The organism is Sanguibacter gelidistatuariae (assembly GCF_900096585.1).
GTDB lineage: Bacteria > Actinomycetota > Actinomycetes > Actinomycetales > Cellulomonadaceae > Sanguibacter > Sanguibacter gelidistatuariae.
The window spans coordinates 1-24154 of the sequence record NZ_FMYH01000003.1 but is presented as its reverse complement, the minus strand read 5'-3'; the positions used below and the strand labels follow the sequence as shown (position 1 = coordinate 24154).

Genomic DNA, 24154 nt, shown 5'->3' with positions numbered 1-24154 from the left:
GCAGGACTCTCGTAGGCGGGCACCTTGCGACCATACCGCGCTGATCGGCGGTGATACCAACCGAGAACACCGCACTTTGGTCAATCCCACAACCCCCGTCGGCCGGCTCTCGCGATAGGTTTGGCCGCATGACTTCTTCCACGCCGCGCACGGCCTGGGCTTTCGGCCTAGCCACCGTGACCACGTCCGGAACCACCCTGGACGTCTGGTACCCCCACCCGTCCCTCGGCCGCGCCACCGACGCCCCTGAGGGCACCGACAACTCAGCCGCCCCGTCCGATCTCGCGGCTCTGGCCGGCCGCGACGACGCTCGCGCGGTCGAGCTCGTCGTCGTGCGCACCGAGATCGACCTCGACGAGGCGCCCGCCGACGCCGCGGATGCCTACCTGCGCCTGCACCTGCTCTCGCACTGCCTCGTGGCACCCCACGAGCAGAACCTCGACGGGATGTTCGGTGTCCTCGCCAACGTCGTGTGGACCAACCACGGCCCGTGCGCGGTCGACGACTTCGAGGCCACCCGGCTGCGGCTGCGGGCCCGCGGCCCGGTCACGGTGCTCAGCGTCGACAAGTTCCCCCGCATGGTCGACTACGTCGTCCCCCCGGGCGTGCGGGTCGCCGATGCCGACCGGGTGCGCCTGGGCGCGCACCTCGCCCCGGGCACGACCGTCATGCACGAGGGCTTCGTGAACTTCAATGCCGGCACGCTCGGCACCTCGATGGTCGAGGGCCGGGTGTCCGCGGGTGTCGTCGTCGGCGACGGGACCGACATCGGTGGCGGCGCGTCGATCATGGGGACGCTCTCGGGGGGCGGCCGCGAGGTCATCTCGATCGGTCAGCGGTCACTGCTCGGCGCCAACGCAGGCCTGGGGATCGTGCTGGGCGACGACTGCATCGTGGAGTCCGGGCTGTACGTGACCGCGGGCACCAAGGTCACGCTCGTCGGCTCGGGCGCCGACGGCTCGGCGCCGCGCGTGGTCAAGGCCCGCGAGCTCTCCGGCCAGAACAACCTGCTCTTCCGCCGCAACTCACTCACAGGGGGCGTCGAGGCGGTCTCCCGTGCGGGCGTCGGCATCGAGCTCAACGCAGCGCTGCACGCGAACTGAGACCGCCGTGCCCCATGCCCGCTCGGCTCGCTCTGCCCGTTCGGTCCGCTCTGCCCGCAATGCCCGACGACGCGCGCTGCGCACCGCGGGAGCGGGCGTGGTCGTCGTAGCGGTCGCGGTCGGCGGGGTCGTGCTGCTGCTCCAGCAGACCACCCCGCAGGCCGCGCCCCGCCAGGACTGCACGGCGGCCCTCGACGGCGCCACGTGGCGGCTCTCCCCCGCCCAGGCCGACAACGCCGCGCTGATCACCGCTGTGTCGCTGCGCCGCGAGATGCCCGCGCGGGCGGCGACGATCGCCCTGGCCACGGCTCTGCAGGAGTCGAAGCTGGTCAACATCGACTACGGCGACCGTGACTCCGTTGGCCTGTTCCAGCAGCGAACGTCCCAGGGCTGGGGCACGGTCGAGGAGATCATGGACCCGGTCTTCTCCACGAATGCGTTCTTCGACGGCCTGGAGAAGGTGCCCGGGTACACCGAGCTGCCTGTGACCGAGGCCGCCCAGGCCGTCCAACGCTCCGGCTTCCCGGACGCCTACGCCCAGCACGAGGTCCGCTCCCGGGCGTGGGCGGCCGGCCTCACCGGGCAGAACCAGGCGAGCGTCGTGTGCACGTTGACCGAGGCAGATCCGGTCGCCGCGGGCGACCCAGCCGCGATCGCGTCCGCCCGCGCCACCCTGAGCGAGCGTGTCGCCCGCGACTTCGGCGACCTGGCGATCACCGAGCAGGGAGCCGCCTCGATCGTCGTCGACGTCACCTCGCTGGCCCCCACGTCCGACGACGTGGGCCGGCTCGCGTGGGCCCTCGCCCAGTGGGGTGTGGCCTCGGCGCAGGCCACCGGCGTGGAGTCGGTGACGGTCGGCGGACACGTGTGGTCACGCGACGACGGCACGTGGTCGACCGACCAGATCGGCGCAGAGACGTCGGACGGCGAGGGTGCACCCACGCTGGCAGAGTCCAGCGTGCTGCTCACCCTCGCCGTCCGGTAGGCCCAGATCAGCGGGCTGTCACCGAGCGGACAGGTCCACGTAGCCGCGCTCGGTCGCGCCGGTGTAGATCTGGCGCGGGCGGCCGATCTTCGTCTGCGGGTCCTTCATCATCTCGCGCCACTGGGCGATCCACCCGGGCATCCGGCCCAGGGCGAAGAGCGGCGTGAACATCGCGGGCTCGAAGCCCATGGCCTTGTAGATGAGGCCCGTGTAGAAGTCCACGTTCGGGTAGAGCTTGCGCTCGATGAAGTAGTCGTCGCTGAGCGCGATCTCCTCGAGCTGGAGCGCGATGTCGAGCAGCTCGTCCCGCTTGCCCAGCGTGGACAGGACCGCGTCCGCGCTCTTCTTGACGATCGCGGCACGCGGGTCGTAGTTCTTGTAGACCCGGTGCCCGAAGCCCATGAGCCGGACGCCGTCCTCCTTGTCCTTGACCTTGGCCATGAACTGCTCGACCGTGAAGTCGGAGGACTGGATCGACTGGAGCATCTTCAGGACGGACTCGTTCGCCCCGCCGTGCAGCGGCCCGGACAGCGCGTTGATGCCCGCGGCGACCGAGGCGAAGACGTTCGCCTGGCTCGAGCCGACGATCCGCACGGTCGACGTGGAGCAGTTCTGCTCGTGGTCGGCGTGCAGGATGAGCAGCTTGTCGAGGGCGTCGACGATCGTGGGGTCGGACTCGTACTGCTGGTACGGGACCGCGAAGGTCATCCGCAGGAAGTCGTCGACGTAGCCGCGGGAGTAGTCGGGATAGAGCAGCGGCTCACCGACCCGGCGGCGGTGCAGGTAGGACGTGATGGTGCGGGCCTTGGCCAGCAGCAGCACCGTGGCGAGCTCGATCGTCTCGTCGTTGAAGGGGTCGAGCGCCTCGGGGTAGAACGTCGAGAGCGCATTGACCGCCGAGGCCATGACGGCCATCGGATGCCCGGTGCGCGGGAACGTCCCCATGAGCGTGCGGAAGTCCTCGTGCACGAGGGTGTGACGGTTGACCCGCTCGACGAAGGCGTCGTGCTCGGCGGGCGAGGGCAGCTCGCCGTGGATGAGCAGGTACGCGACCTCGAGGAACGTCGACTTCTCGGCGAGCTCGCCGATCGGATAGCCCCGGTAGCGCAAGATCCCGGCATCGCCGTCGATGTAGGTGATCTGCGACTCGCACGAGGCGGTATTCATGAAGCCGGGGTCGACGGTGACCATCCCGGTCTCTCTCAAGAGCGAGGAGACGACGATCCCGTCGTTCCCCTCGGTCGCCGGGACGACCGGAAGGTTCAGGGACCTGTCTCCGACGGTGAGTTCGACCGCAGCCTGCTGGGTGTTCGACATGTCTTCCTTCCTGCTGCACTTCGCACCCTGGTCGGGTGGAGCGGTGCTCCTGCCATGTCGACGCTCTGTTAAGCGCCGCGGAGCGCCTGAGTCAGTCCTCGCGGAGGACGACGCTGGCCCTAGTCGACGGTACCTGCCCCACGCGCAGGTGCCCAATTCGTGAAGGGCCTAAAGGCCCAGTTGTGAAGTGATCCAGGACACAGTGCAAGGGGTCATGAGGGGCTCATGTCTCCGCCAGGCGTGCCGCCGCGGCCTCGATGCGCTCGTCGGTGGCCGTCAGGGCCACGCGCACGTGCCCGGCCCCCGCGGCCCCGTAGAACGTCCCCGGTGCGACGAGGATCCCCCGCTCGGCGAAGGATTCGACGGTCGCCCACGCGCCGGGGCGCTCAGCAGGATCCGCGGCACTGTCCGCTGCGGACGCCGCTGCCAACTCCGCGGGGCGGGTCCACAGGTACAGCCCGGCCTGGGAGTGGTCCACAACCATCCCGGCCCCGTGGAGGGCAGCCAGCATGATCTCGCGGCGGCGTCGGTAGATCTCCCGCTGGGCAGCGACGTGCGCGTCGTCGGTCAGTGCGACGGTCATCGCAGCCTGCACGGGGGCGGGCACGATCATGCCGAGGTGCTTGCGCAGCTCGAGCAGCCGTCCGACCAGGGCGCCATCCCCCGCGACGAAGGCGGCCCGGTATCCGGCGAGGTTGGACTGCTTGGACAGGGAGTAGGCGGCGAGCAGACCCTCGTGGGAGCCGCCGTTGACCCGTGGGTCGAGGATGCTCGGTACGCCGGAGCTCACCCAGCTCTCGTCCCAGGCCAGCTCGGCGTAGCACTCGTCGCTGACGACGATCGCGCCGATCTTGCGCGCGGCCGCGACGATCTCGGTGAGCTCGTCGATTGAGAGCACCGCACCGGTGGGGTTAGCCGGGGAGTTCACCCAGACGAGCTTGACGTCGGGGCGGTCCGCCCAGTCGCCGACCCGCGTCGCCGGGAGCGGGGTCGCCCCCGCGAGGCGCGCGCCGACGTCGTACGTCGGGTAGGCGATCGCGGGGTGCACGACCGTGTCGCCGGGGCCCAGGGAGAGCAGGGACGGGAGCAGGCCGACCAGCTCCTTGGAGCCGATGGTCGGTAGGACCGCGGCCGGGTCGAGGCCGGGCACGCCGCGTCGCCGGTCGAACCAGCCGGCGACGGCTTCGCGCAGCGCGGTCGTCCCGTGGGTCGTGGGGTAGCCGTGGGAGTCGCCCGCGCCGGCGAGCGCACGCTGGATGATCTCCGGCGTCGGGTCGACGGGGGTCCCCACGGAGAGGTCGACGATCCCGTCCGGGTGGGACCGCGCGCGCCGAGCGGCGGGGACCAGCGTGTCCCACGGAAAGACGAGGTCGCTCAGGTCGGCAAAACCCACGGGGCGGGCGCCGTCAGGCCTGCGGGGGAAGCACGGCGATGATCGGGTGATCCTTGTCGATCATGCCCATCTTCGCGGCGCCGCCCGGGGAGCCGAGGTCGTCGAAGAACTCGACGTTCGCCTTGTAGTACTCCGACCACTCCTCGGGGACGTCGTCCTCGTAGTAGATGGCCTCGACCGGGCACACCGGCTCGCAGGCGCCGCAGTCGACGCACTCGTCCGGGTGGATGTACAGGGATCGTTTGCCCTCATAGATGCAGTCCACGGGACACTCTTCGATGCACGCCTTGTCCTTGACATCGACACAAGGCTGAGCGATCACGTAGGTCACTTCGTGGTCCTTCCCGGAGGGCGAGTCCAGACGACTTCCCACGCCGAACGGCATGGGACTCTAGTATCGCCTAGATTGCGTGCGCACGATCTAGGTGCCCACCCTGTGACTACTCGAGGTCCTGTGAACTATCTAACATCCGCACCCGATCCGCAGCCATCCTCCCCGCCCTGGCTCGCCTGGGCTCCGGGCACCCGGGTGATGATCCGCAGGACCCTTCCTGCGGGTTCGTCGCATCTGTTCACAGACCTGCTGGGCACGGTCCTGGAGGTCACGCCGGACGGCGTCCGGCTCGAGACCCGGACCGGCCTGGTCGACGTCCCCGGGGACGAGATCGCGACGGGCAAGCCGATCCCGCCGGCTCCCCCGCGGCGACGCCCCCGCTCGTGATCGGGTCATCGAACTCGTGAGCTACCGGCCTACGAGCCCGAGAAACGGTCCTCTCTCACGAGCTCGGCGCGCGATCTACGAGTTCGGCCGATACAGAGCGGGCTCAGTTTGGCGCTACGACGAGCACGGTGCCTCGAATCGGGTCGGCCTCTAGCACGCGGGCGCCGAGCGCACCCAGGCGGGTCAGCTCACGCTGCCAGCTGGGCAGGTCCGCCAGGCGGATGGTCCGCACAGACTCCGACTCGGGCTCGGACTCGCTGTTCGTGGTGAGTTCGGTGTCAGTGCCGGCGGCCGTGCGGCCGTTCGTGGCGGAGCCGCCATCGCCGTCGTCACGCAGGAGGTCCGCGCGGTCGAAGAACTCATCGGTCGGTCCGTTCGACTCGAGCGACTGCGCGAGGCGGGTGAGGTCCGCGATCGCGCGGCGTAGCACGGGCGCGACCCAGGCCGCATTGTCGGTGACCATCGCCTGCGTGCGTCGTGGGGTGGTGCGGGCGACGCGGGTGCCGTCCCGGAAGCTCCCGGCGGCCAGGCCCACCGCGACCGGACGGATCTCCGCATGGGCCACGAGGTTGAGCAGCTCGGTCGCCACGACGTGGGGGACGTGGCTGATCAGCGCCGCAGCCTCGTCGTGCACGTCGTCGGTGAGGGGGAAGACGACCCCGTCGAAGGCGCCTGTGATCAGCGCCGCGACCATGAGGAACGCCCGCTCGGAGGTCGCCTCGTCGAGGGTGACCGCCCACCGGACGCCGCTCAGCAGGTCACCGCTCGAGGCGTCGAAGCCGCTGTGCTCGGTCCCGGCCATCGGGTGCGCGCCGACGTACTGCGCGCCCAGGCCCACGCGGTCCATGGCGGACCGGACCGGCGCCTTCACGCTGGCCACGTCCGTCACCACCGTCTGGGGCCCGAGGATGCCCGCGAGCAGCTCGGCGGTCTGGTCGACGGCGCGCAGCGGGACAGCCACGACCACGAGGTCCGCGTCGGCGCGGGCCAGGTCCTGGACCGCGGTGAGGATCTCGATCCCGAGGGTGCGCGCAGCCTCGCGGGTCGCGCCGTCCGGGTCCCATCCGACGACCGCGCAGCCGCGGTCGAGCAGCCGTCGGGCCACCGACCCGCCGATCAGGCCCAGCCCGAGGACCGCGACCCGGGCGGGGCCGGGGGCGCCTGTCATGCCCACAGCAGCCCGCGCCGGAGCGCCGACTCGTCCGCGCCGGCCTGGACGCTGCCGGCCGGGACCCTGTGCACCTCGACCGTCTCGTCGAGCTCGCCCCGGGAGGGGAAGACGCCAAGTGTCTTGACCGAGTCGCCCGCTGTCAGCAGGCCCTCGAGCACGCTACGCACGGGGGCGTCCCACGGCGCGCCGTCGACCGTGACGATGAAGACGTAGCGCGCCTCGAGCGCTTTGAGCGGCCGGGTGATCAGGCTCGACATGTTCACGCCCAGCGAGCCGAAGGCCTCGGTGATCCGCGCCAGCACCCCGGGTCCGGTGATGTGCGGGGTGATCGCCACCATGGTGCGCCAGATAGCGGAGGTGCCGGTCGATGTGGCGAGCCCGGTCGACGCCGCGAGGCCCGCGGCGCCGGCCTCGACCGCGCCGGTCCGGCTGGTGAGCAGCAGGAACCGGGTCCGAGCACCTCGGAAGTCCTCGACGGACCGGGTATGGGTGCGCAAGCCGTAGATCTCGCCGCAGATCCGCGGCCCGAGGGCCAGCTGGCCGGGCTCGATGTCGCGGCAGGCCGCGGCGTTCGACGTCGCCGGGACGGTCACCAGGGAGCGTTCGGCGATGAAGTCCTGGCACTGGGCCAGGCCGTGCGGGTGGCTCGAGACCTGCATGAAGGGGCCGCCGTCGTCGGGCAAGGCGAAGGCGTCGAAGGTGATCGTGACAAAGGCCTCGTCGATCGCCACGACGTCCTGCGCCGCGACGATCGCGTCGAGGGAGGGGACGACGTAGCCCTCGACGGAGTTCTCGATCGCCACGACGCCGTGGCTCACCTCGCCCGAGGCGACCTGGGCGTAGACGTCGGCGACCGTCCGCAGCGGCACGAGGTCGATCGACGGGCTCTCCGGGTCTGCGGCCAGGCTGCGTGCCCAGCCCAACGCCGCCTCGTGGGTGAAGGTGCCCTCCGGCCCGAGGTAGGCCAGGCGCAGGCCGGGCTCGGTCACCGGGCGAAGACCTCGGCGGCCGCCCAGACCGGCGTCAGCGCGTCCGGGCCGGGGAGAAACTCCTGGCCGGTCAGCACCGCGAGCACCCGGTGCTCGACGCCGCGCGCGGTGAACTCGGTGAGCAGGCTCTCCAGGACGTCGGAGCTCACGCACGTGAAGGAGGTGAGGAAGACGTGCGGTCCGGCCTGTGACCGCTGGCTGCGCAGGTGCTGGAGATCGATCCCGGTCGCGGCGATGACACCGAGGGTCTCCTGGAGCGATCCGCGGTGGTCGTCGCGCGGCCCGAAGGCGAGCCAGATCTGCGCGGGCCGCTCGAAGCGGGTCAGTGTCTCGTGGGTCTGGAGCAGTCCGTACCAGATGAGCGGGACCTGGCCCAGGCGAGCGCTGCCCGGGAGCTCCTGGAATCCGGCCGGGATGATCGAGCGCTCCACGACGAGCGTGCCGTGCTCGCCGGCCAGGGCGATGCGCTCGGTGAGCGTGGTGGTCGTGGGGACCAGGTGCGGGCTCACGCCCATGGCCCGCAGCACGTGCCGGCAGTCGCGCATCCCGGCCTCGTCGACGATCGCAGTGCCGCTGGCCTCTGCGGTGCGCCCTACCCAGGCCCACTCCGGGGAGACCGCGACGGCCTGCGTGAGCAGGAGCGACCGGTCGCCCGAGAGCAGGGACCGTTCGAGCTCGGGCGTGGGCTGGGCGGGATGGCCGATGTGCACGACCGCCGCGAGGTTGGCGATGTTCGCGATCGTGGCCAGGGTCGCGGTGGTGGACCCGAGGTCGAGCAGGTCACCCTCGCCCCACCCACCCGTCGCGGCCGCCAGACGTGCGTGGGGACCGGACTCGCGCGCGCTCTTGCCGAGCATTCTTCGCTCCTAACAGTGGACATGCCGATGGGACAGAAACCTGCCCTGATGCTAGTCGTACCGCGTCAGCCGTCGCAGACCACGGCGTTCTGTGGACGGTACCGCCACTTGTTCGTCTCGTTGATGGTCTCTTCACCGGTCGCGGTGATCGTCACCTTGCGCCAGACCGAGACGGAGAAGCCGCCCCCGCCCATGCTCTGCGGCGCACAGCTCGCGCCCGTGCGGTGCTCGGTCGTCGGGGCCACCACGCCCGACCGCGCGCTCGTGGTCGTCTCGACGGTGTAGTAAGGGGTGCTCCAGACCGCGACGTTCAGCTTGCCGTCGGCGATCCAGGACTGCAGCAGCACACCGTAGGGCGAGTCGTTGCGCCAGCGCATGTCGATCTGACCGTCGTAGAGGGTAGCCTCGCGGCCCTCGGGATAGCGGGTGAACCAGTAGCTGTGCGGCTGGTGCTCGACGTCGACCATACCTGCGAAGAAACCGGCGTTGTACGTGGTCGTGGACATCTGGGAGAGCCCACCACCGACCCCTTCGACGATGTTCCCGTTGACGATGATGTGTGCGTCCTTGTAGCCGTTCTCCCGCGTGAAGGGGCCGATCGCCTCCGTCAGGCTGAACGTCTCCCCCGGCTTGACCAGCACGCCGGTGATCTTCTCGGCCGCGATCCGCAGGTTCTCGGTCCGGTCCGGCTCGTTCGTGAGCGGGGTCGCGAACTCGCTGACCTTCGCCGTGACGCCGAGCGCCTCGAGGGCTTGGGTCGACTGCGCCGGGTCGCTCGGCACGAGCTCGACCTCGGCGCTGCGCACGTCGGACAGGGCGGCCTTCTGGACGGCAGCCGCGAGTGTCGCCGGGTCCAGGGTGGTCCCCGGGACGCCGGGCTGGATCACCGGGGCGTTGTCGACGAACACGAAGGTGGCGTCGGAGGAGTTGGCGAGCAGGGCGGTCGTGCGGTCGATCACGTCCTGGACGAGCTTGGTGCCGTCGAAGGCAAGCACGAGGTCGCCGTCGGTCGAGGTGAAGGTGGCGGCGGCCGTGAGGTTGGCGACCGGGATCTCAGCGACCTGACCGGCGACGGTCACCGACACCGAGGACGCGGCTACCTGCTGCGCCTGCCCGAAGGCGGCGTCCGTCTCGGCCTGGGTGATCTCGGGTTCGACCGTGGTCGTGGGCAGGTCGATCGGGCGCGCGGCCGAGAGCCAGCCGGAGGTGACGACGTCGGCGGCCTGCTTCTCGTCAAGGGCGGTGCCGTCCGCCGCGGGCGTCTGGACCGCGCCGCCGTCGACGAAGCCGACCGTGCCGCTGGTCGCGGGGACCGCGAGGTCCGTGGCCAGGAGGTCGGTTGCGACGGCCAGCTTCGTCGCGTCGACGACCGTGACCGGGTCGATCTCCCGTCCGCCGGAGATCTGGGCCAGCAGGTGCCCGGGGGCGAGGGTGAACTCGGTCAGGCCCTCGACCGTCGCGGCGGCGTCGAAGGTCAGGCCCGCGCTCACCGGGTCGATCGTCGTGGCGGCCTCGCCGGCGGTGACCGGGATCGGCGCGGTCGAGATCCCACCTAGCTCGGTCGTCAGGCGCGCCACAGCATCGTCGGAGGACAGTCCCCCGATGTCGACCCCGGCGACCGTCGTCCCGCGAGGGATCCGGTCGGCGAAGTGCCACTGGGCTCCGACGTAGGCACCGGCCGCAACGACCAGGCCGATCCCCGTCCACAGCAGGACCTTGGGCCAGCGACGGCCGGAGTCGTCGGCGTCGAACACGCTCAGCGGAGATCCCGGCTCACCCTGGAGGGTCTCGGTGGTGGTCTGTGCGGGCACGATCTCGTCCTGGATGGTCGGGAGAACGGAGGTGGCGGGGTCGGTGGGGCTCGCCGAGTCTCCGGCGGACGAGCCTGCGGCTGGGGTTGCAGCGGCCGTTGGGTCGGTCGGCGTCGCAGCCAGCGCCTCGGTCGGCGTCTCGACCGGTGGACGCTGCAGGACCGGGTAGCTCAGGCCCTGGACCGCGATGCCGGACGGGTTCCGCTGGACCCAGGGTGCACTGTCAGGCGTCGGCGCAGCCGTGCCGCCTCCGTCGAGGGGCTGGGGTGGCGGAGCGGTCGAGCTCTGCGGTACCGGAGTCGTCTCGTCGGCACTGCTGGTCATCTGGTCGCTCCACTCGCGAAGAAGGCCGGGGGGAACCCCGTGGACAGGCGTTGGATGCGGTTGCCCCCGCGTGGCTAGTGTACGTTGCTCGCCTTCCCGGCCGACGTACCGCTCAGTCGCGGAACCACTTGCGCGGGGCGAAGGCCGCGACGCCGATCATCACCATGCCACCGATCATCCACACGTAGCTGATCGACTGGGCGGGCATGATGATGTCGCCCCCGGGCCCCTGGGCGGCGAAGGCCTGAACCACGACGAGCCAGCCGATGCCGTAGGGGATGAGCCCACCGCTGCCCAACCAGGCTCGGACAAGCACCCCCGCGACCGTGACGGTCAGCAGCGCGACGATGAGGATCCACGGCATCCACTGCCGGTGCATGATCGTCCCGACCAGCCCGACGGCGGCCCCGAGCAGGAGGACGCACAGGTACCACACGAGCGTGAGGGGCCGCAGGCCGGCCGACGCGGGGCGAGAGGGTGCGGGCCTGCGTGGTGAAGGCTCGGTCGGCGCTGGCTGCGGCGCCGGTGACGGCTCGGACGAAGCCGCAGGCGCGGAGTACGGGTCAGACATACCCCAAACGTTACCGCCGCATCCTGACAATCTACTGACCGCGGGCTTAGCGAGCGTGGGCACCACGAGCGCGGGCATAGTGCTCGTGCGTCAGCCACGGGACGAGCACGTCGTTGCTCAGCGCGTACCACCCGGCCAGCCCGACGCCGGCCCCAGAGCCCGCCGCCAGCCGGTGGATCCAGTGCACCTGGGTTGCGTGCGCGCGCAGCGCCGCCTCGACGCGGTCGGCCACCGGCGCGCCGTCGATCATCGCGACGACGGGCAGTCCGGGCGCCGCAGCGGCAGGGAGCGCGTCGCCGGGGAGCTCTGCGGTCGCCGACCCGGCGAGCAGCCCCGCGAGCTCTGGGTCGCGCAAGCTCAGCTCCCGCAGCGCAGCGCGGGCGCCGCGCACGACGGGAGCCGGGATGACTGCCCACCAGACGTCGTCGGGCACGTGGGCGGGACGGGTCGCGGAGGCGTGGGCGGCAAGCTGAAGCGCGCGCATCGTGATCTCGTGGGCGCGCACGTGGTCGGGGTGGCCATAGCCACCGCCGGCCTCGTAGGTCACGACGACGGCCGGCCGGCGGTCGCGGATGAGCTCGGCCAGCGCGGTGGCCACCTCCTCGAGGGGCGCGGCCACGAGCGCGCGCTCGCCCGCGTCGTCGGCCTCGCCGGCCTGACCGCCCGCCGCACCGACCCACGCCATGCCCGAGTCCTCGAGGCGGAGCTGATCGCGGCGAAGCTGATCAAGATAGTGGTGGTCGCGCACACCGAGCGCGGCCAGCGCCGCGCGCAGTTCGCCCTCGCGGTGGGCGGCCAGGGCCGGGCCGTTGCCCTCCAGGTGAGCCAGGGTGGCACCGATGACCTCGCCGCGCTCGCCGCGGGTGCAGGTCACCAGGGTCACTGGCTGGCCCGAGGCCGCCCAGGTCGCCAGCAGCGCGCCCGTGGCGAGCGTCTCGTCGTCGGGATGGGCGTGCACGGCGAGCAGTGGTCCGGCTGGCAGCGAGGCTTCGGTGATCATCACGAGTCCATCTTGGTCCATCGGCCGCGGGCGGACGACGATGGCCACCAGGCATGCCTGGTGGCCATCGTCGCGCAAGCCCGTGGGCTCAGGAGCGGATCAGAACTCGATCAGCCCTTCTTCGAGCGGGAGAAGCTGCGTGCGCGCTCGGACTGGTCGAGGATGACCTTGCGGATGCGCACGGCCTCCGGGGTGACCTCGACGCACTCGTCCTCGCGGGCGAACTCGAGGGACTCCTCGAGGGTGAGGTGCCTCGGCGGGGTGAGGTTCTCGAACGTGTCGCTGCTCGCAGCGCGCATGTTCGTGAGCTTCTTCTCCTTGGTGATGTTGACGTCCATGTCCTCGTTGCGCGAGTTCTCGCCGACGATCATGCCCTCGTAGACCTCCTGCGTGGGATCGACGAAGAAGGAGCCGCGCTCCTGCAGGTTGACCATCGCGAACGGGGTCACGGCGCCGGGGCGGTCGGCCACGAGCGAGCCGTTGATGCGGGTGTCGATCGGTCCGGCCCACGGCTCGAAGCCCTCGGCGATGGACGAGGCGATGCCGGTTCCACGCGTGTCCGTGAGGAAGCGCGTACGGAAGCCGATCAGGCCACGGACGGGGACGACGAACTCCATGCGGACCCAGCCGGTTCCGTGGTTGGACATGGTCTCCATGCGGCCCTTGCGCTGCGCGAGCAGCTGGGTCACGGCACCGAGGTACTCCTCGGGGACGTCGATGGTCATGCGGTCGGTCGGCTCGTGCGTCTTGCCGTCGATCTGCTTCGTCACGACCTGGGGCTTGCCCACGGTGAGCTCGAAGCCTTCGCGGCGCATCTGCTCGACGAGGATGGCGAGCGCGAGCTCTCCACGGCCCTGGACCTCCCAGGCGTCGGGACGCTCGGTCGGCAGGACGCGGAGCGAGACGTTACCGACGAGCTCCTTGTCGAGGCGGTCCTTGACCTGGCGAGCGGTGACCTTGTGGCCCTTGCCGCCCTTGCCCGCGAGCGGGGAGGTGTTGATACCGATCGTCATCGAGATGGCCGGGTCGTCGACCGTGATGAGCGGGAGCGGACGCGGGTCGTCAGGGTCGGTGAGGGTCTCACCGATCGTGATGTCCTCGATGCCGGCGACGGCGACGATGTCGCCAGGCCCTGCGGACTCGGTCGGGACGCGGGTGAGCGCCTTCGTCTCGAGCAGCTCGGTGATCTTGACGTTCTGCATCGTGCCGTCGGCACGGGCCCAGGCCACGGTCTGGCCCTTGTTGATCGTGCCGTTGAAGATGCGCAGCAGGGCGAGACGGCCCAGGAACGGCGAGGCGTCGAGGTTGGTGACGTGAGCCTGGAGCGGCGCGCCCTCCTCGTACGTGGGGGCCGGGATCTTCTCGAGGATCATCTTGAACAGCGGCTCGAGGTCTTCGCTCTCGGGAACCGTGCCGTCGGCGGGCTGGATGGTCGAGGCACGCCCGACCTTGGCTGCCGCGTAGACGACGGGCATGTCCAGGATCGCGTCGAGGTCGAGGTCGGGAACCTCGTCGGCAAGGTCGCTCGCGAGACCCAGCAGCAGGTCGGTCGCCTCGGCGACGACCTCTTCGATGCGGGAGTCGGGGCGGTCGGTCTTGTTGACCACGAGGATCACGGGAAGCTTGGCGACGAGCGCCTTGCGCAGCACAAAGCGCGTCTGGGGCAGCGGGCCCTCGGAGGCGTCCACGAGGAGGACAACACCGTCGACCATGGACAGGCCGCGCTCGACCTCACCACCGAAGTCGGCGTGGCCGGGGGTGTCGATCACGTTGATCGTGATACCGCCAGGCTCGCCGGAGGCAGCCGCAGCCGGTCCGTTGTAACGCACGGCGGTGTTCTTCGCGAGGATCGTGATGCCCTTCTCGCGTTCGAGGTCGCCGGAGTCCATGGCGCGCTCGTCCACGTGCGAGTGCGAACCGAATGCGCCGCACTGGCGCAGCATCGCATCGACGAGGGTCGTCTTGCCGTGGTCAACGTGGGCGACGATCGCGACGTTACGCAAGTCGGAGCGCACAGACATAGAGAAACTCATTTCACAGTGTGAGAAGGAACGGGGTGCAGCGCGCTGATGCACGTTGCTGATCACCCAGTGGTCACGCGTCATTGGCCCGGCCGGGAGCATGCGTGAAGGCACGCATGGAGCACAAATCAGCACACGGACGACGTTGACCTATGCAATTGTACCCTCCGCCAGCGCGATTTTGACGACCCGTACCTAGAACGTGTCAGGAGACACGTCCCGTCACGGTGCCAGCGGAGGAAGTTCCTCGTGGTGAGGGCTGTGCCCAGCGGCCTCGGCCGCTGCATGGTCGAGCTCCTCGCGCTCGATCTCGGCCCGCTGGGCATCGAGAATCGCGTCCCGGGCCTCGCGGCGAGCGCGCTGGATCTCCGGGTCCGGGACCGGGACCGCCGCGATCAGCCGTTGGGTGTACGGGTCCTGAGGGTTGTTGACGACCTGCGCGGTCGTCCCCACCTCGACGAGCTTGCCATTGTGCATGACCGCGACGTGCTCAGACAAGATCTCGACGACCGCGAGGTCGTGCGAGATGAAGAGGCATGCGAAGCCGTGCTCACGCTGAAGCGACTGGAAGAGTTCGAGGACCCGCGCCTGGACGGAGACGTCGAGCGCAGACGTCGGTTCGTCCGCCACGAGCAGCTTCGGCTCGAGGGAGAGCGCGCGCGCGATGCCCACGCGCTGACGCTGGCCGCCCGAAAGCTCGTGCGGGTAGCGGTTGCGCAGCGCCCGTGGGAGCTCCACCTGGTCGAGCAGGCGCTCGACCTCCGAGCTGAGCGCCTTGCCACGGATCCCCTTGTGCAACAGGAGCGGCTCGGCAATCGACTCGCCGATCGGCAGGCGTGGGTTGAGCGACGAGCCTGGGTCCTGGAAGACCATCCCGACTTCGGTGCGAAGTGGCTTGAGATCCTTGGGGCGCGCGCCGACCATCGAGCGTCCGACGATCTCAAGCTGCCCACCGGTCACCGGGAGAAGGCCAACCGCGGCACGCCCGATCGTCGTCTTGCCCGAGCCGGACTCACCGACAAGTCCAACAACCTCACCTTGGTGGATGGTCAGGCTTACGCCATCGACGGCACGGAAGGCCGGCGTCCGCCCGCGTCCCGGGTACTCGATGACCATGTCCGTGGCCTCGAAGACGACGGGCCGGGTGTCGGCAGCGGTCTGGGCACCGGACTCCCGGTCGGGCTCCGTCACCGTCACACGCTGTTTCGAGCCGAGGTGCGGGACAGCCTCGAGCAGTCGGCGCGTGTACGGATGCTTCGGGGCCCGGAAGACCTGCTCCGTCGTGCCCTGCTCGACGACGACGCCGTCCTTCATGACGAGGATCTTGTCGGCGAGGTCGGCGACGACGCCCATGTCGTGGGTGATGAGGATGATGCCCGAGTCGATGCGCGACCGCAGGTTCCGCATGAGCTTGAGGATCTCAGCCTGGACAGTCACGTCAAGTGCCGTGGTCGGCTCGTCCGCGATGAGCAGCCGCGGGTCGCAGGACAGCGCCTGCGCGATCATTGCGCGCTGCCGCTGACCGCCGGAAAGCTGGTGCGGGTATGACGAGAAACGCTTCTCGGGCTCGGGCAGCTCGACAAGGCGAAGCAGCTCGATCGCACGCTCCTTGGCCCGCGCGGGTCCCATCTCGAAGTGAGTGCGCAGCGTCTCGACGATCTGGAAGCCGATCGTGTAGGACGGGTTGAGCGCGGTCATTGGCTCCTGGAAGATCATCGCGATCTCCTTGCCGCGAATCTTGCGGAGACGTCCGTTGGGCATCCCGATGAGCTCCCGGTCGCCGAGCAAGGCGCTCCCTGTCGACCGGCCGTTGGACGGTAGCAGCCCGAGCAACGACATAGAGGACTGCGACTTTCCCGAACCGGACTCGCCGACGATCGCAAGGATCTCGCCGGGGCGGACGTCGTAGGTCACACCGCTCGCAGCGGAGAACCATTCGCCGTCGACGAAGAAGTCGACGCCTAGGTCTCGCACTGTCAGCACTGCATCGGCGGACGCAGTACCTGCGGTCTCGTTCGAGGTATCTGTGGTCACGGGGATCTGGATCCTTCCTGCGCGTGTCACGGTCGTTCGCCACGAGGCGAACAGATCCGTTCCTGCATCGATGGGAGCATGGGGAGATGGAACCCACGCGCATTTTTCGATCGAGCTACGGTCGGGTGCTGACCGGCGCCGCCCTCGTTGGAGCTGTCTGCGCAATCGTCAGCTTGGCGGTCTCCGATGGCGTCGGCGGCCTGCTCCGTCATGGAGCGATCCCAGCCCTCGTCATGGTGCTCGTGTGGGCGTGTTTCTGGCAGCCGATGGTACGTCTGGACGAGCACGGCGTGACCGTGCAGAACGTCTGGCGCACCTACCGGATCCCGTGGTCCGAGGTCCGCGGAGTCACCACCCGGTGGGCGCTCGAAATCGGGACGAGCTCCGCGCGGATCTCCGCCTGGGCCGTCCCACCCGCTTCCAAGGTCGCGTCCCGCACGCCGGGCCTGCGCACGCGCAGCTACTCGGAGAACGCTGGGAGCGACACGGCCGAAAACGTCGCAGCCGTGGTCAAGGACTGGGCCGAGCGGCAGGGCCCCGCGTGCACGACGAGCGAGACGGTGCACTCGACATGGCATGTCACCACGATCGTCGCGGTCGCCGTCCTCGCGGCGATCAGCGTGATCGCCCCGCAGGCCTAAGCCTAGGCGCACGGAGCCCTGGGGCACGGTCATGTCAGGCCTCTGAACTGCCCTGCGCGGTGGTCCCCGAGGGGGTCGCGCCGGCCACGGTCGGACGGGCGACGACGCGCGCCTTGTCCATACGGCGCCGGGACGGGATGCGCTTCTGGCGCGGGTCGAACGCGTCGCGCAGGCCGTCACCGATGAAGTTGATGCTCAGAGCGATGATGATGATGAAGAGACCAGGCCACCAGAACAGCCACGGACGCGTGGAGAACGCGCTCTGGTACTCGCTGATGATCTTCCCGAGGGACACAGCGGGCGGCTGGATGCCGAACTGGAGGAAGCTCAGCGCAGTCTCGAGCAGGATCGCAGAACTCATGAGCAGCGTGGTGCTCACGACGATGACCCCAACCGCGTTCGGCAGGATGTGCTTGAAGATGATCCGCGGGCTCGAGGCTCCGGCCACACGGGCCGCGTCGACGAACTCCCGTTCGCGCAGGGCCAGGAACTCCCCACGCACGAGCCTGGCGAGACTGGTCCACAGGACGAGGCCCATCCCGAACGCGAACACCCAGGGCGAGACACCACCGGCGATCTTTCCGATCACGGCTCCGATGACGATCGTCGGGACAGTGATGAACAGATCGGTCGTCCGCATGAGCCACGTGTCGATCCACCCACGGAAGTAGCCCGCGAGCGACCCGATGAGCACACCGACAAGACCTGAGATCAGACCGATGATCGCCATGACCGCCAGTGAGGTCTGGGTCCCCTGCATCACGCGGGTGAAGATGTCGCGTCCGATCTCGTCCTGGCCAAACGGGTGGTCGCCGATGGCGAAGCCGTCGCCCCCGAGCCAGGTTGGCATCGACATCGTAGGCGTGCCACCCACGTTGATGATGTCAGCTGGCCCGCCACTGTGACTCGGGTTGCCAGACGTCCACCAGCCCTCGACCGGCCCGACACCCACAGAGGTGAAAGCCATGAGGATGACGAACACCAGCGCGCCGAGGCCCGCCATGGCGCCCTTGTGGCGGAAGAAACGACGCCGGACGATCTGCCCCTGGGACAGGCCTTCGACGTCTTTGAGCTCGATCGCGTTCTCGAGGCGCTCCGGCTCAAGGTTCTCGACAGGTGAGGTGCTCATGGGTTCAACCGAATCCGGGGGTCGACCGCCGCGTAGACCAGGTCAGCGACGATGTTGGCGATGATGGCGAGTGCGGCCGTGATCACGAGGTAGGCCATGACCGGATCGATCTCCGCGTGCTGGAGGGAGGTGACGAACAGCGCTCCCATGCCGGGCCGTGCGAAGACAGCCTCCGTGATGACGGCGCCACCGATGAGAGTGATGATGTCGATCGGCACGATCGTCGCAAGCGGGATGAGCGTGTTGCGGAAACCGTGCCGCATAACGACGGTGCGCTCGTTGAGTCCCTTGGCGCGGGCCGTGCGGATGTAGTCCTGGCTCATGACCTCGAGCATGCTCGACCGCGAGTAGCGGGTGTAGGCGGCGAAGGCCACGAGAATCAGCGTCAACGTCGGCAGGAGGAGGTGGGTCAGCGAGTCGAGCGTCTGCACCCAGTAGTTCCCGCCGAGGTTCGGCGTGCTGTCACCGAAGGTCGGAATCGGCCGGCCCTTGAGCGCGCGGAAGTAGGCCGGCCAGACCTGGAGGATCTGATCGATGTAGATCATCGAGGCGACGAGGAACGCGACGATCGCACCAACCCTGGACGACACCCGCCAGTCGGGGCCACGGAAGAGGTACCCGAGGAGGTAACCGATCCCGATCGCAACCACCGCGAGACCGGCGATGAGCAGGTTCGACTCGTCGACGTTGTCGAACAGCGCCTGCATCGGGTAGTAGAGCACGAGCCCGACGAGCACCGTGGTCACGGCTGTGTACAGCGCCTTGCGATTGCCGAAGCCGGCGGACAGCCCGCTCACGGCGAAGGCCAGGGCGAGGCCTGTCACGCCGATCAGCACGGGGCCGAAGTGCGGGGTGGACCACCAGTCGGTCAGCTGGACGAATGCCACTGCCGAGAAGGTCGCGACGGCAGCTATCGCGAAGGTCTGGATACGACGGGTGCGGCTTCCTCCGACGGCGATCATCCAGACGAGCCCGGAGACCACGGCGAAGAGGGCGATCGTCGGCCAGGCGATGACCGGGTCCGCGAGGAAGTCGTTGAAGCCGATCGCACCCCACTGCTTGAGCAGGATCGCGATCCAGAAGGACGGGAGGGAGTACAGCAGGAACGACACGAAGATGATCACGTAGTCAAAGGTGCTGTACTGGCGAAGCGCAGACACGACACCGACGGCGACACCGAGGACGAGCGAGAGGACTGTCGCAGCGGTGACGAGCTGAAGCGTCGAGCCGATCGCGTGCCCGACGAGCGGGCCCACCTCCTGACCGGTCTTCCACGCGGTACCGAAGTCTCCCGTGATGAAGTGCCCGGCCCAGGTGAAGAAGCGGACGAACACGCTCTGATCGAGGTGCAGCAGGTTGATACGTGCCTGGATGAGCTCCGCCTTGTTGGGGGCGGTGCTGTCGACGAGGTCCGCCAGTGGGTCGATCGCGAGGTCGACCAGCAGATACATGAGGAAGATGGCCACGACCAGCGTGGCAATTCCCGCCGCGATGCGGCGAGTGAGGAAGGTCAACACCTTGGAGCAAACCTCGCAGACGTTTGTGGACTCGTGTCATACGAGTCGATCATTCCTGCCCGACGTTGGTCACGCCCAGCAGGACAGTGTGCCCTCGCATCGGAGAGGGCACCGGCGCAAGGCACGGTGCCCTCTCGTCAGTCTAGCGCCCGGTCATCAGGTGAAACTGGACCGGGATCGGACTACTACTACTTGGAGGCTGCAGCGCTTCCGGCGCTCCAGTCCCAGAACCCGTAGAAGATGCCCGGTGCGATCGTCAGCGGTACGACACCGGTCAGCGCGCTCTCGCGCGAAGCCGTGACACCCGGGAACTGGAAGATCGTCAGACCGAAGGCGTCATCCACGAGGTGCTTCTCGACCTGGCCGAGGATCTCAACCTGCTTGGCCGGGACCGTCTCCACCTGGAGCTGGTCGAACAGCGCGTCGACCTCAGCGTTGGAGTAGCCGTAGAAGTTGTTCGTGGCGCCCGTGCGGTAGTTCGCATCGGACTCCGTCACGGCGGTCGACGTGGACTGCCATCCGAAGAGCGCTGCGTCGTAGTAGGACGTAGCGCTGCTCAGGTCAGAGCCCCAGCCGTCCTGGACCTCGTAGGCGACGACGTTGATGCCCGCCTCCTTCGCCGAGGCGACCATGAGATCGAACTGGTTGACACGACGGGTGTTGTCCGGGTCGAACAGCACACGCACGGTCGGTGACGCCACGCCAGCCTCAGCGAGCAGCGCCTTGGCGCCCTCGATGTCGACGACGTCGTACGCGGCCTGGCCGGAGACCTCGGAGACCGAGGCGTAGTCCGGGGCACCCGGGACGATCGTGAAGGAGTTGCGGATCGTTGCCTCGGGGTCGAGCGGCTTGATCAGCTTGTCGATGATCTCCTGGCGCGGGACCGTCTTGAGGAAGGCCTCACGAACCTTGTGCGCCTTGTCGGCGTCCCCGCCGTAGGTGGCCGGGTCGAACGGACCGCCGTTGGCGAACTGAAGGTCGATGTGCTCGTACGTGCCCTCGGTGCCGGTCTCGACCTTGATGCCGTCGAGAGCCTTGACCGCGGTGAGGACGTCGGACGTCGACTGCGGGTTGATGAGGTCGACCTCACCGTTGCTGAGCGCCTGGACCTGGGACATCGGGTCGCCGTTGTAACGAACCGTGACCGTGGGGATCGTGGCCTTGTTGTCGCCCTTGTACTCAGGGTTCGCCTTGAGCGTCAGGAACTGGTCCTTCTTGTACTCGGAGAGCACGTACGCGCCGCTCGAGACGTAGAGGTCGGGATCCGTCGGCATCTCGACATAGTTGAAGTCGTTGCTCCAGACCTTGGCGATCTTGGAGAGGTCGTCGACCTTGTTGTTGTCGATCGCGTCGACCAGGGCGGCGGCGGCCTCGGTCGGGTCGTCGATGCCGAGCGCGCGCTTGGCGACGATGTGCGCCGGAAGGTTGTTGTCGATCGAGACCTGCCAGTCGGCGAAGGGCTTCGAGTACGTCAGCGTGATCGAGTTGCCCTCGATGACGGGCGTGTCCGTGATGAGCGCGACGGACGGTGTGGCACCGTCGAAGTAGACACCAGCGTCCAGGGCAGCCTGGTTGGTGACATCACCGGTCTCTTCGTCGTACTCAGGCTCGACGTTGTTGAACTTGCCGCTCTGGCCGGCCCACTCCAGGAGGAGGTCAGCCGGGCCGGCGGGGGTGCCGTCGGACCAGGTTGCCGTGTCCGCGTAGGTGTACTTGACCTGGAGCGGGTCGTCAGAGACCTTCTCCATCGTGCCGAACGACGTGTCGTTGATCAGGTTCAGATCAGCGTCGTAGTAGTTGAAGTGCGACTGAAGCAGGTAGAGGATCACGTTGTTCGCGGTCGCGTTGCCCGTGATGCTGTTGCCGTTGAACGAGTAGAACGGCTGGTTCCACGCGATGTTGACGGCGGTGTCCGTCGAGATGCCAGCGTTGTCGTCCTTCTTGGCGTCGCTGCTGCACCCGGACAGCACGAGCGCTGCCGCGGCCACGGTAGCCACGGCGACATGAATCCGTCTGATCTTCAATGTTCCTCCTCGAAGGATCGAAAACGCCCTCGCGATTGCGAACCCGTCGTGTCCTGGCGAAGACGTGCTCGCGGGCATGGGACGGGTCTGGGCTTCCTTGCTTACAAGAAAGTTACCTACTTGCACAGGGCCTCCTTGCCAGAACGGCCCTGCGGAGGATGATCGTTACCGAGTTGATACTGGCCAGTAACATTGGTCATCTCCCGTTCACATACTGAACAACGAAGATCAGGAACCGCGCAAAGTCGCGCTTCCTAGCGCTCCTACACCGCCCGGCAAGCCTCACTTAAGGACTAAGGTCGCCTCGATTCCATGGGCGATCGCGGAGAGCCGAACACCTCCGACGTGAGCAAGACCACGCTCATGCGAACACCTGCGCGGGGACGGTTGCTAGCCGGCCGATAGGATGCCGGAGTACCCAGATGCCGTACGGGACCACCGTGCCGCACCCCCTCGCACACCCACCGGCATACAGACGGCCGGTGCGCGGAACGGACAGACATGGACACCGAAGCCTTGACCGACCCGATCCGACGGGCCCTCCTCAAGGACGACATCATGCGGTTCCTCATGTCCTACCGCTTCGGCATCGAGGAGATGATGACCAAGGTCAACATCCTCAAGGACGAGTTCCACTACATCCACGCCTACAACCCCATCGAGCACGTCTCCTCGCGGCTGAAGTCTCCCGAAGGGATCCTCAAGAAGGCCGTGCGCAAGGGCGTCCCGCTGACGACCGAGGACATCCGGGCACAAATCTTCGACATCGCCGGGATCCGCGTGACGTGCAGCTTCGTCTCCGACATCTACACGGTCCGGGACATGATCACGGGGCAGTCGGACGTGACGGTCCTGGAGGTCAGGGACTACATCAAGAACCCGAAGCCCAACGGCTACCAGAGCCTGCACATCATCGTGTCGGTCCCGGTGTTCCTCTCCGACCGCACCGAGCACGTCACGGTCGAGATCCAGATCCGCACCATCGCGATGGACTTCTGGGCCAGCCTCGAGCACAAGATCTACTACAAGTACGACGGCGCGGTCCCCCAGACCCTGCTCGACGAGCTCAAGGACGCTGCAGACACGGCCACCCGCCTCGACCACAAGATGGAGCGGCTGCACGCGCAGGTGGCGACCCTGAGCGTGACCCAGGCGGCCACCCGCGACGAGAGCTCCCTCGACGCGCTGCGCGCCCTCCCGATCCCGGACGGCCTGCTCGACGCCTTCGTCGCGGCGGCCACCGAGCGCGACGACCGCCGCGGCCAGGGCGGTCGCGGACCCATTTGAGCGCCGCCCCGCTCAGCCGAGGTGGACCACCGGTTTGTCGTGGGTCCCGGTAGCCTCAAGGCGTGAACTGATCACCGCTGTACTCGCTGAGCAACGTCCTGTGGAGCGTGCGCTCTACCGTCCGCCGTCGATGGAGACGGATGCGCGGCACGGGTGAGTTCGACCAGCCGGAGGACAGCGCCCGATCTCGTGGTCTCACCGAACGGTGGGAGCGGAGCTGGCCCGGCACCCAACCCGTCGGATACCTCCTCAAGTCCACGCACGAGGCCAGGTGGGTGAGGTTTCACAGCCTGCCCGAGTCCAAGCGCTACGCCGAGCTCCCAGAGGAGCACGAAGAGATCCTCCGCCGCCATCGCACCGTCCTGGCGGAGCTCCTCACCGGCTCCGGCGTCGAATCCTTGATCGTCGTGGCCCGCGACTGCTCGCCGGGAGCGACCTCACATGGCTCTACTATCCGTACGACGGCGGAGCGGACGTCATCCTTCCCACTGCCGCCGACCGCGACGCGCTTCGCGATCGGCATCCCGAGTGGCTGTCCAGCCTCTCGTCAGGGCTGTGACTGACAGCACCTGAGCCCCGGCCACCCTGCACACCGGCCAATCACACGTTGAAGCGGAACCTCACCACGTTCAACCTCGACGTCACCACGCTGAATGGCCTGCGCCGGCTTCACTCCACTTCCAGCAAGTCTTCCGGAACGGGCAGCCCCAGCGCCCTGAGCAGCCGCACCACCTCGTCCTCGACGACGACGTCGGCATCATCGAGCTCGTCTTCAGAGTCGTCCGGCTCGGTATCAGCGGCAAGATATGGCGCGATCAACGTGGCCAGCTCACCCGCATCGGATCGACCCAGAACCGCCACGAACCACGACGCCAAACCAATGGCTTCTCGTTCCACATCAGTTGGCTGGGCTTGGTGTCATAGCCTCGTAGCAACAGTGCTGGTCAGCGAGGGGTGCGGGTGTGGGACGCAGGATGTTGACGGTCGCCGATCGGGTGGAGATCTCCACGGGCCTCAAGGCCGGGTGGTCGGTGCGCAGGATCGCAGCTCATATCGACCGGGCACCGTCGGTGGTCAGCCGGGAGATCCGGTGCAACTCCACGAAGACGCTGGGGTACCGGTTGGTCGCGGCTGACTGCCGGGCCGAGCGGAGCCGCAGCCGCCCTCAGACGGGGAAGATCGCCGGCGACAAGGTCCTGCGAGCCCGGGTCCTGGCGGACCTGAAACGGTCGCGGACCCCACGTCAGATCGCGGGCCGG

22 protein-coding genes are annotated in these 24154 nt (G+C 68.4%); 7 read left to right on the top strand and 15 right to left on the bottom strand.

Features of this window, described 5'->3' with window-relative positions; translation table 11 throughout:
- Nucleotides 1-128 precede the first annotated feature (128 nt).
- The gene (gene dapD / locus BLQ50_RS07805; protein ID WP_093182692.1) at nt 129-1103 is read left to right on the top strand and encodes a 2,3,4,5-tetrahydropyridine-2,6-dicarboxylate N-succinyltransferase; all 975 of its coding nucleotides are present in this window, start codon (nt 129-131) and stop codon (nt 1101-1103) included.
- A gap of 7 nt (nt 1104-1110) precedes the next feature.
- Entirely contained in the window at nt 1111-2088 is a 978-nt protein-coding gene (locus tag BLQ50_RS07800) for a hypothetical protein (RefSeq protein ID WP_139185783.1), read from the top strand.
- Nucleotides 2089-2106: 18 nt separating this feature from the next.
- On the opposite strand, the gene BLQ50_RS07795 is transcribed toward BLQ50_RS07800, so the two are convergent.
- From BLQ50_RS07795 to fdxA, 3 genes are all read right to left on the bottom strand, one after another.
- Nucleotides 2107-3405: a citrate synthase gene (locus tag BLQ50_RS07795; RefSeq protein WP_093182689.1), complete on the bottom strand. Its 1299-nt coding sequence runs from the start codon at nt 3403-3405 to the stop codon at nt 2107-2109.
- A gap of 223 nt (nt 3406-3628) precedes the next feature.
- Nucleotides 3629-4798: a succinyldiaminopimelate transaminase gene (dapC, locus tag BLQ50_RS07790; RefSeq protein WP_093182687.1), complete on the bottom strand. Its 1170-nt coding sequence runs from the start codon at nt 4796-4798 to the stop codon at nt 3629-3631.
- A gap of 13 nt (nt 4799-4811) precedes the next feature.
- Nucleotides 4812-5129: a ferredoxin gene (gene fdxA / locus BLQ50_RS07785; protein WP_093182685.1), complete on the bottom strand. Its 318-nt coding sequence runs from the start codon at nt 5127-5129 to the stop codon at nt 4812-4814.
- Nucleotides 5130-5252: 123 nt separating this feature from the next.
- Here fdxA and BLQ50_RS07780 point away from each other — a divergent pair, with 123 nt between their 5' ends.
- Nucleotides 5253-5519 (top strand): putative acetyltransferase, encoded by a 267-nt coding sequence (locus BLQ50_RS07780; RefSeq protein WP_245700988.1) that lies wholly within the window; start codon nt 5253-5255, stop codon nt 5517-5519.
- Between the two features lie 103 nt (nt 5520-5622).
- Here the strand turns inward: BLQ50_RS07780 and BLQ50_RS07775 are convergent, their stop codons facing one another.
- From BLQ50_RS07775 to BLQ50_RS07740, 8 genes are all read right to left on the bottom strand, one after another.
- Complete coding sequence (locus BLQ50_RS07775; RefSeq protein ID WP_093183265.1) at nt 5623-6687, bottom strand: prephenate dehydrogenase; 1065 nt, start codon at nt 6685-6687, stop codon at nt 5623-5625.
- Nucleotides 6684-7679 (bottom strand): prephenate dehydratase, encoded by a 996-nt coding sequence (locus tag BLQ50_RS07770; RefSeq protein WP_093182681.1) that lies wholly within the window; start codon nt 7677-7679, stop codon nt 6684-6686. The genes BLQ50_RS07775 and BLQ50_RS07770 overlap by 4 nt, the downstream gene beginning before the upstream one ends.
- Nucleotides 7676-8536 (bottom strand): hypothetical protein, encoded by an 861-nt coding sequence (locus BLQ50_RS07765; protein ID WP_093182679.1) that lies wholly within the window; start codon nt 8534-8536, stop codon nt 7676-7678. Before BLQ50_RS07765 ends, BLQ50_RS07770 begins: the two co-directional genes overlap by 4 nt.
- Nucleotides 8537-8601: 65 nt before the next feature.
- Nucleotides 8602-10671, bottom strand: a complete 2070-nt coding sequence (locus BLQ50_RS07760; protein ID WP_093182677.1) for a VanW family protein — start codon at nt 10669-10671, stop codon at nt 8602-8604.
- Between the two features lie 112 nt (nt 10672-10783).
- Complete coding sequence (locus BLQ50_RS07755; protein ID WP_139185782.1) at nt 10784-11242, bottom strand: DUF6113 family protein; 459 nt, start codon at nt 11240-11242, stop codon at nt 10784-10786.
- Nucleotides 11243-11288: 46 nt separating this feature from the next.
- Complete coding sequence (locus BLQ50_RS07750) at nt 11289-12242, bottom strand: PIG-L family deacetylase (RefSeq protein ID WP_093183263.1); 954 nt, start codon at nt 12240-12242, stop codon at nt 11289-11291.
- 110 nt (nt 12243-12352) lie between these two features.
- Complete coding sequence (gene typA, locus BLQ50_RS07745) at nt 12353-14263, bottom strand: translational GTPase TypA (protein WP_093182673.1); 1911 nt, start codon at nt 14261-14263, stop codon at nt 12353-12355.
- Between the two features lie 222 nt (nt 14264-14485).
- Nucleotides 14486-16297, bottom strand: coding sequence for an ABC transporter ATP-binding protein (locus BLQ50_RS07740; RefSeq protein ID WP_245700987.1), 1812 nt, complete (start codon nt 16295-16297; stop codon nt 14486-14488).
- A gap of 86 nt (nt 16298-16383) precedes the next feature.
- Here BLQ50_RS07740 and BLQ50_RS07735 point away from each other — a divergent pair, with 86 nt between their 5' ends.
- Nucleotides 16384-16938, top strand: coding sequence for a PH domain-containing protein (locus BLQ50_RS07735; RefSeq protein WP_093182671.1), 555 nt, complete (start codon nt 16384-16386; stop codon nt 16936-16938).
- A gap of 34 nt (nt 16939-16972) precedes the next feature.
- Here the strand turns inward: BLQ50_RS07735 and BLQ50_RS07730 are convergent, their stop codons facing one another.
- The 3 genes from BLQ50_RS07730 to BLQ50_RS07720 form a co-directional block, all read right to left on the bottom strand.
- Nucleotides 16973-18067, bottom strand: a complete 1095-nt coding sequence (locus BLQ50_RS07730) for an ABC transporter permease (RefSeq protein ID WP_093182670.1) — start codon at nt 18065-18067, stop codon at nt 16973-16975.
- The gene (locus BLQ50_RS07725) at nt 18064-19584 is read right to left on the bottom strand and encodes an ABC transporter permease (protein WP_093182668.1); all 1521 of its coding nucleotides are present in this window, start codon (nt 19582-19584) and stop codon (nt 18064-18066) included. Before BLQ50_RS07725 ends, BLQ50_RS07730 begins: the two co-directional genes overlap by 4 nt.
- Before the next feature lie 188 nt (nt 19585-19772).
- A complete protein-coding gene (locus BLQ50_RS07720; protein ID WP_245700986.1) occupies nt 19773-21581 on the bottom strand; it encodes an ABC transporter family substrate-binding protein in 1809 nt (602 codons plus the stop codon).
- Between the two features lie 528 nt (nt 21582-22109).
- Between BLQ50_RS07720 and BLQ50_RS07715 the strand changes: the two genes are divergently transcribed.
- On the top strand, nt 22110-22895 hold the full coding sequence (locus BLQ50_RS07715) for a GTP pyrophosphokinase (RefSeq protein WP_093182665.1): 786 nt from the start codon (nt 22110-22112) through the stop codon (nt 22893-22895).
- A gap of 140 nt (nt 22896-23035) precedes the next feature.
- Complete coding sequence (locus BLQ50_RS07710; RefSeq protein ID WP_217629133.1) at nt 23036-23458, top strand: DUF3885 domain-containing protein; 423 nt, start codon at nt 23036-23038, stop codon at nt 23456-23458.
- Between the two features lie 106 nt (nt 23459-23564).
- Here the strand turns inward: BLQ50_RS07710 and BLQ50_RS07705 are convergent, their stop codons facing one another.
- Nucleotides 23565-23792 carry a hypothetical protein gene (locus BLQ50_RS07705; protein WP_139185781.1) on the bottom strand — a complete coding sequence of 76 codons (228 nt, stop codon included), beginning with the start codon at nt 23790-23792 and terminating at the stop codon, nt 23565-23567.
- A gap of 77 nt (nt 23793-23869) precedes the next feature.
- Between BLQ50_RS07705 and BLQ50_RS07700 the strand changes: the two genes are divergently transcribed.
- Nucleotides 23870-24154 (top strand): helix-turn-helix domain-containing protein (locus BLQ50_RS07700; protein WP_139185780.1); only part of this gene is annotated, 285 nt, incomplete at its 3' end.

Bases quoted from the DNA above. Each gene is read 5' to 3' on its own strand.
- BLQ50_RS07760 (WP_093182677.1), bottom strand. From the start codon at position 10,671: ATGACCAGCAGTGCCGACGAGACGACTCCGGTACCGCAGAGCTCGACC.
- BLQ50_RS07710 (WP_217629133.1), top strand. From the start codon at position 23,036: ATGCGCGGCACGGGTGAGTTCGACCAGCCGGAGGACAGCGCCCGATCT.
- BLQ50_RS07765 (WP_093182679.1), bottom strand. From the start codon at position 8,536: ATGCTCGGCAAGAGCGCGCGCGAGTCCGGTCCCCACGCACGTCTGGCG.
- BLQ50_RS07750 (WP_093183263.1), bottom strand. From the start codon at position 12,242: ATGATCACCGAAGCCTCGCTGCCAGCCGGACCACTGCTCGCCGTGCAC.
- dapD (WP_093182692.1), top strand. From the start codon at position 129: ATGACTTCTTCCACGCCGCGCACGGCCTGGGCTTTCGGCCTAGCCACC.
- BLQ50_RS07755 (WP_139185782.1), bottom strand. From the start codon at position 11,242: ATGTCTGACCCGTACTCCGCGCCTGCGGCTTCGTCCGAGCCGTCACCG.
- BLQ50_RS07730 (WP_093182670.1), bottom strand. From the start codon at position 18,067: ATGAGCACCTCACCTGTCGAGAACCTTGAGCCGGAGCGCCTCGAGAAC.
- BLQ50_RS07795 (WP_093182689.1), bottom strand. From the start codon at position 3,405: ATGTCGAACACCCAGCAGGCTGCGGTCGAACTCACCGTCGGAGACAGG.
- BLQ50_RS07735 (WP_093182671.1), top strand. From the start codon at position 16,384: ATGGAACCCACGCGCATTTTTCGATCGAGCTACGGTCGGGTGCTGACC.
- typA (WP_093182673.1), bottom strand. From the start codon at position 14,263: ATGTCTGTGCGCTCCGACTTGCGTAACGTCGCGATCGTCGCCCACGTT.
- BLQ50_RS07775 (WP_093183265.1), bottom strand. From the start codon at position 6,687: ATGACAGGCGCCCCCGGCCCCGCCCGGGTCGCGGTCCTCGGGCTGGGC.
- BLQ50_RS07715 (WP_093182665.1), top strand. From the start codon at position 22,110: ATGGACACCGAAGCCTTGACCGACCCGATCCGACGGGCCCTCCTCAAG.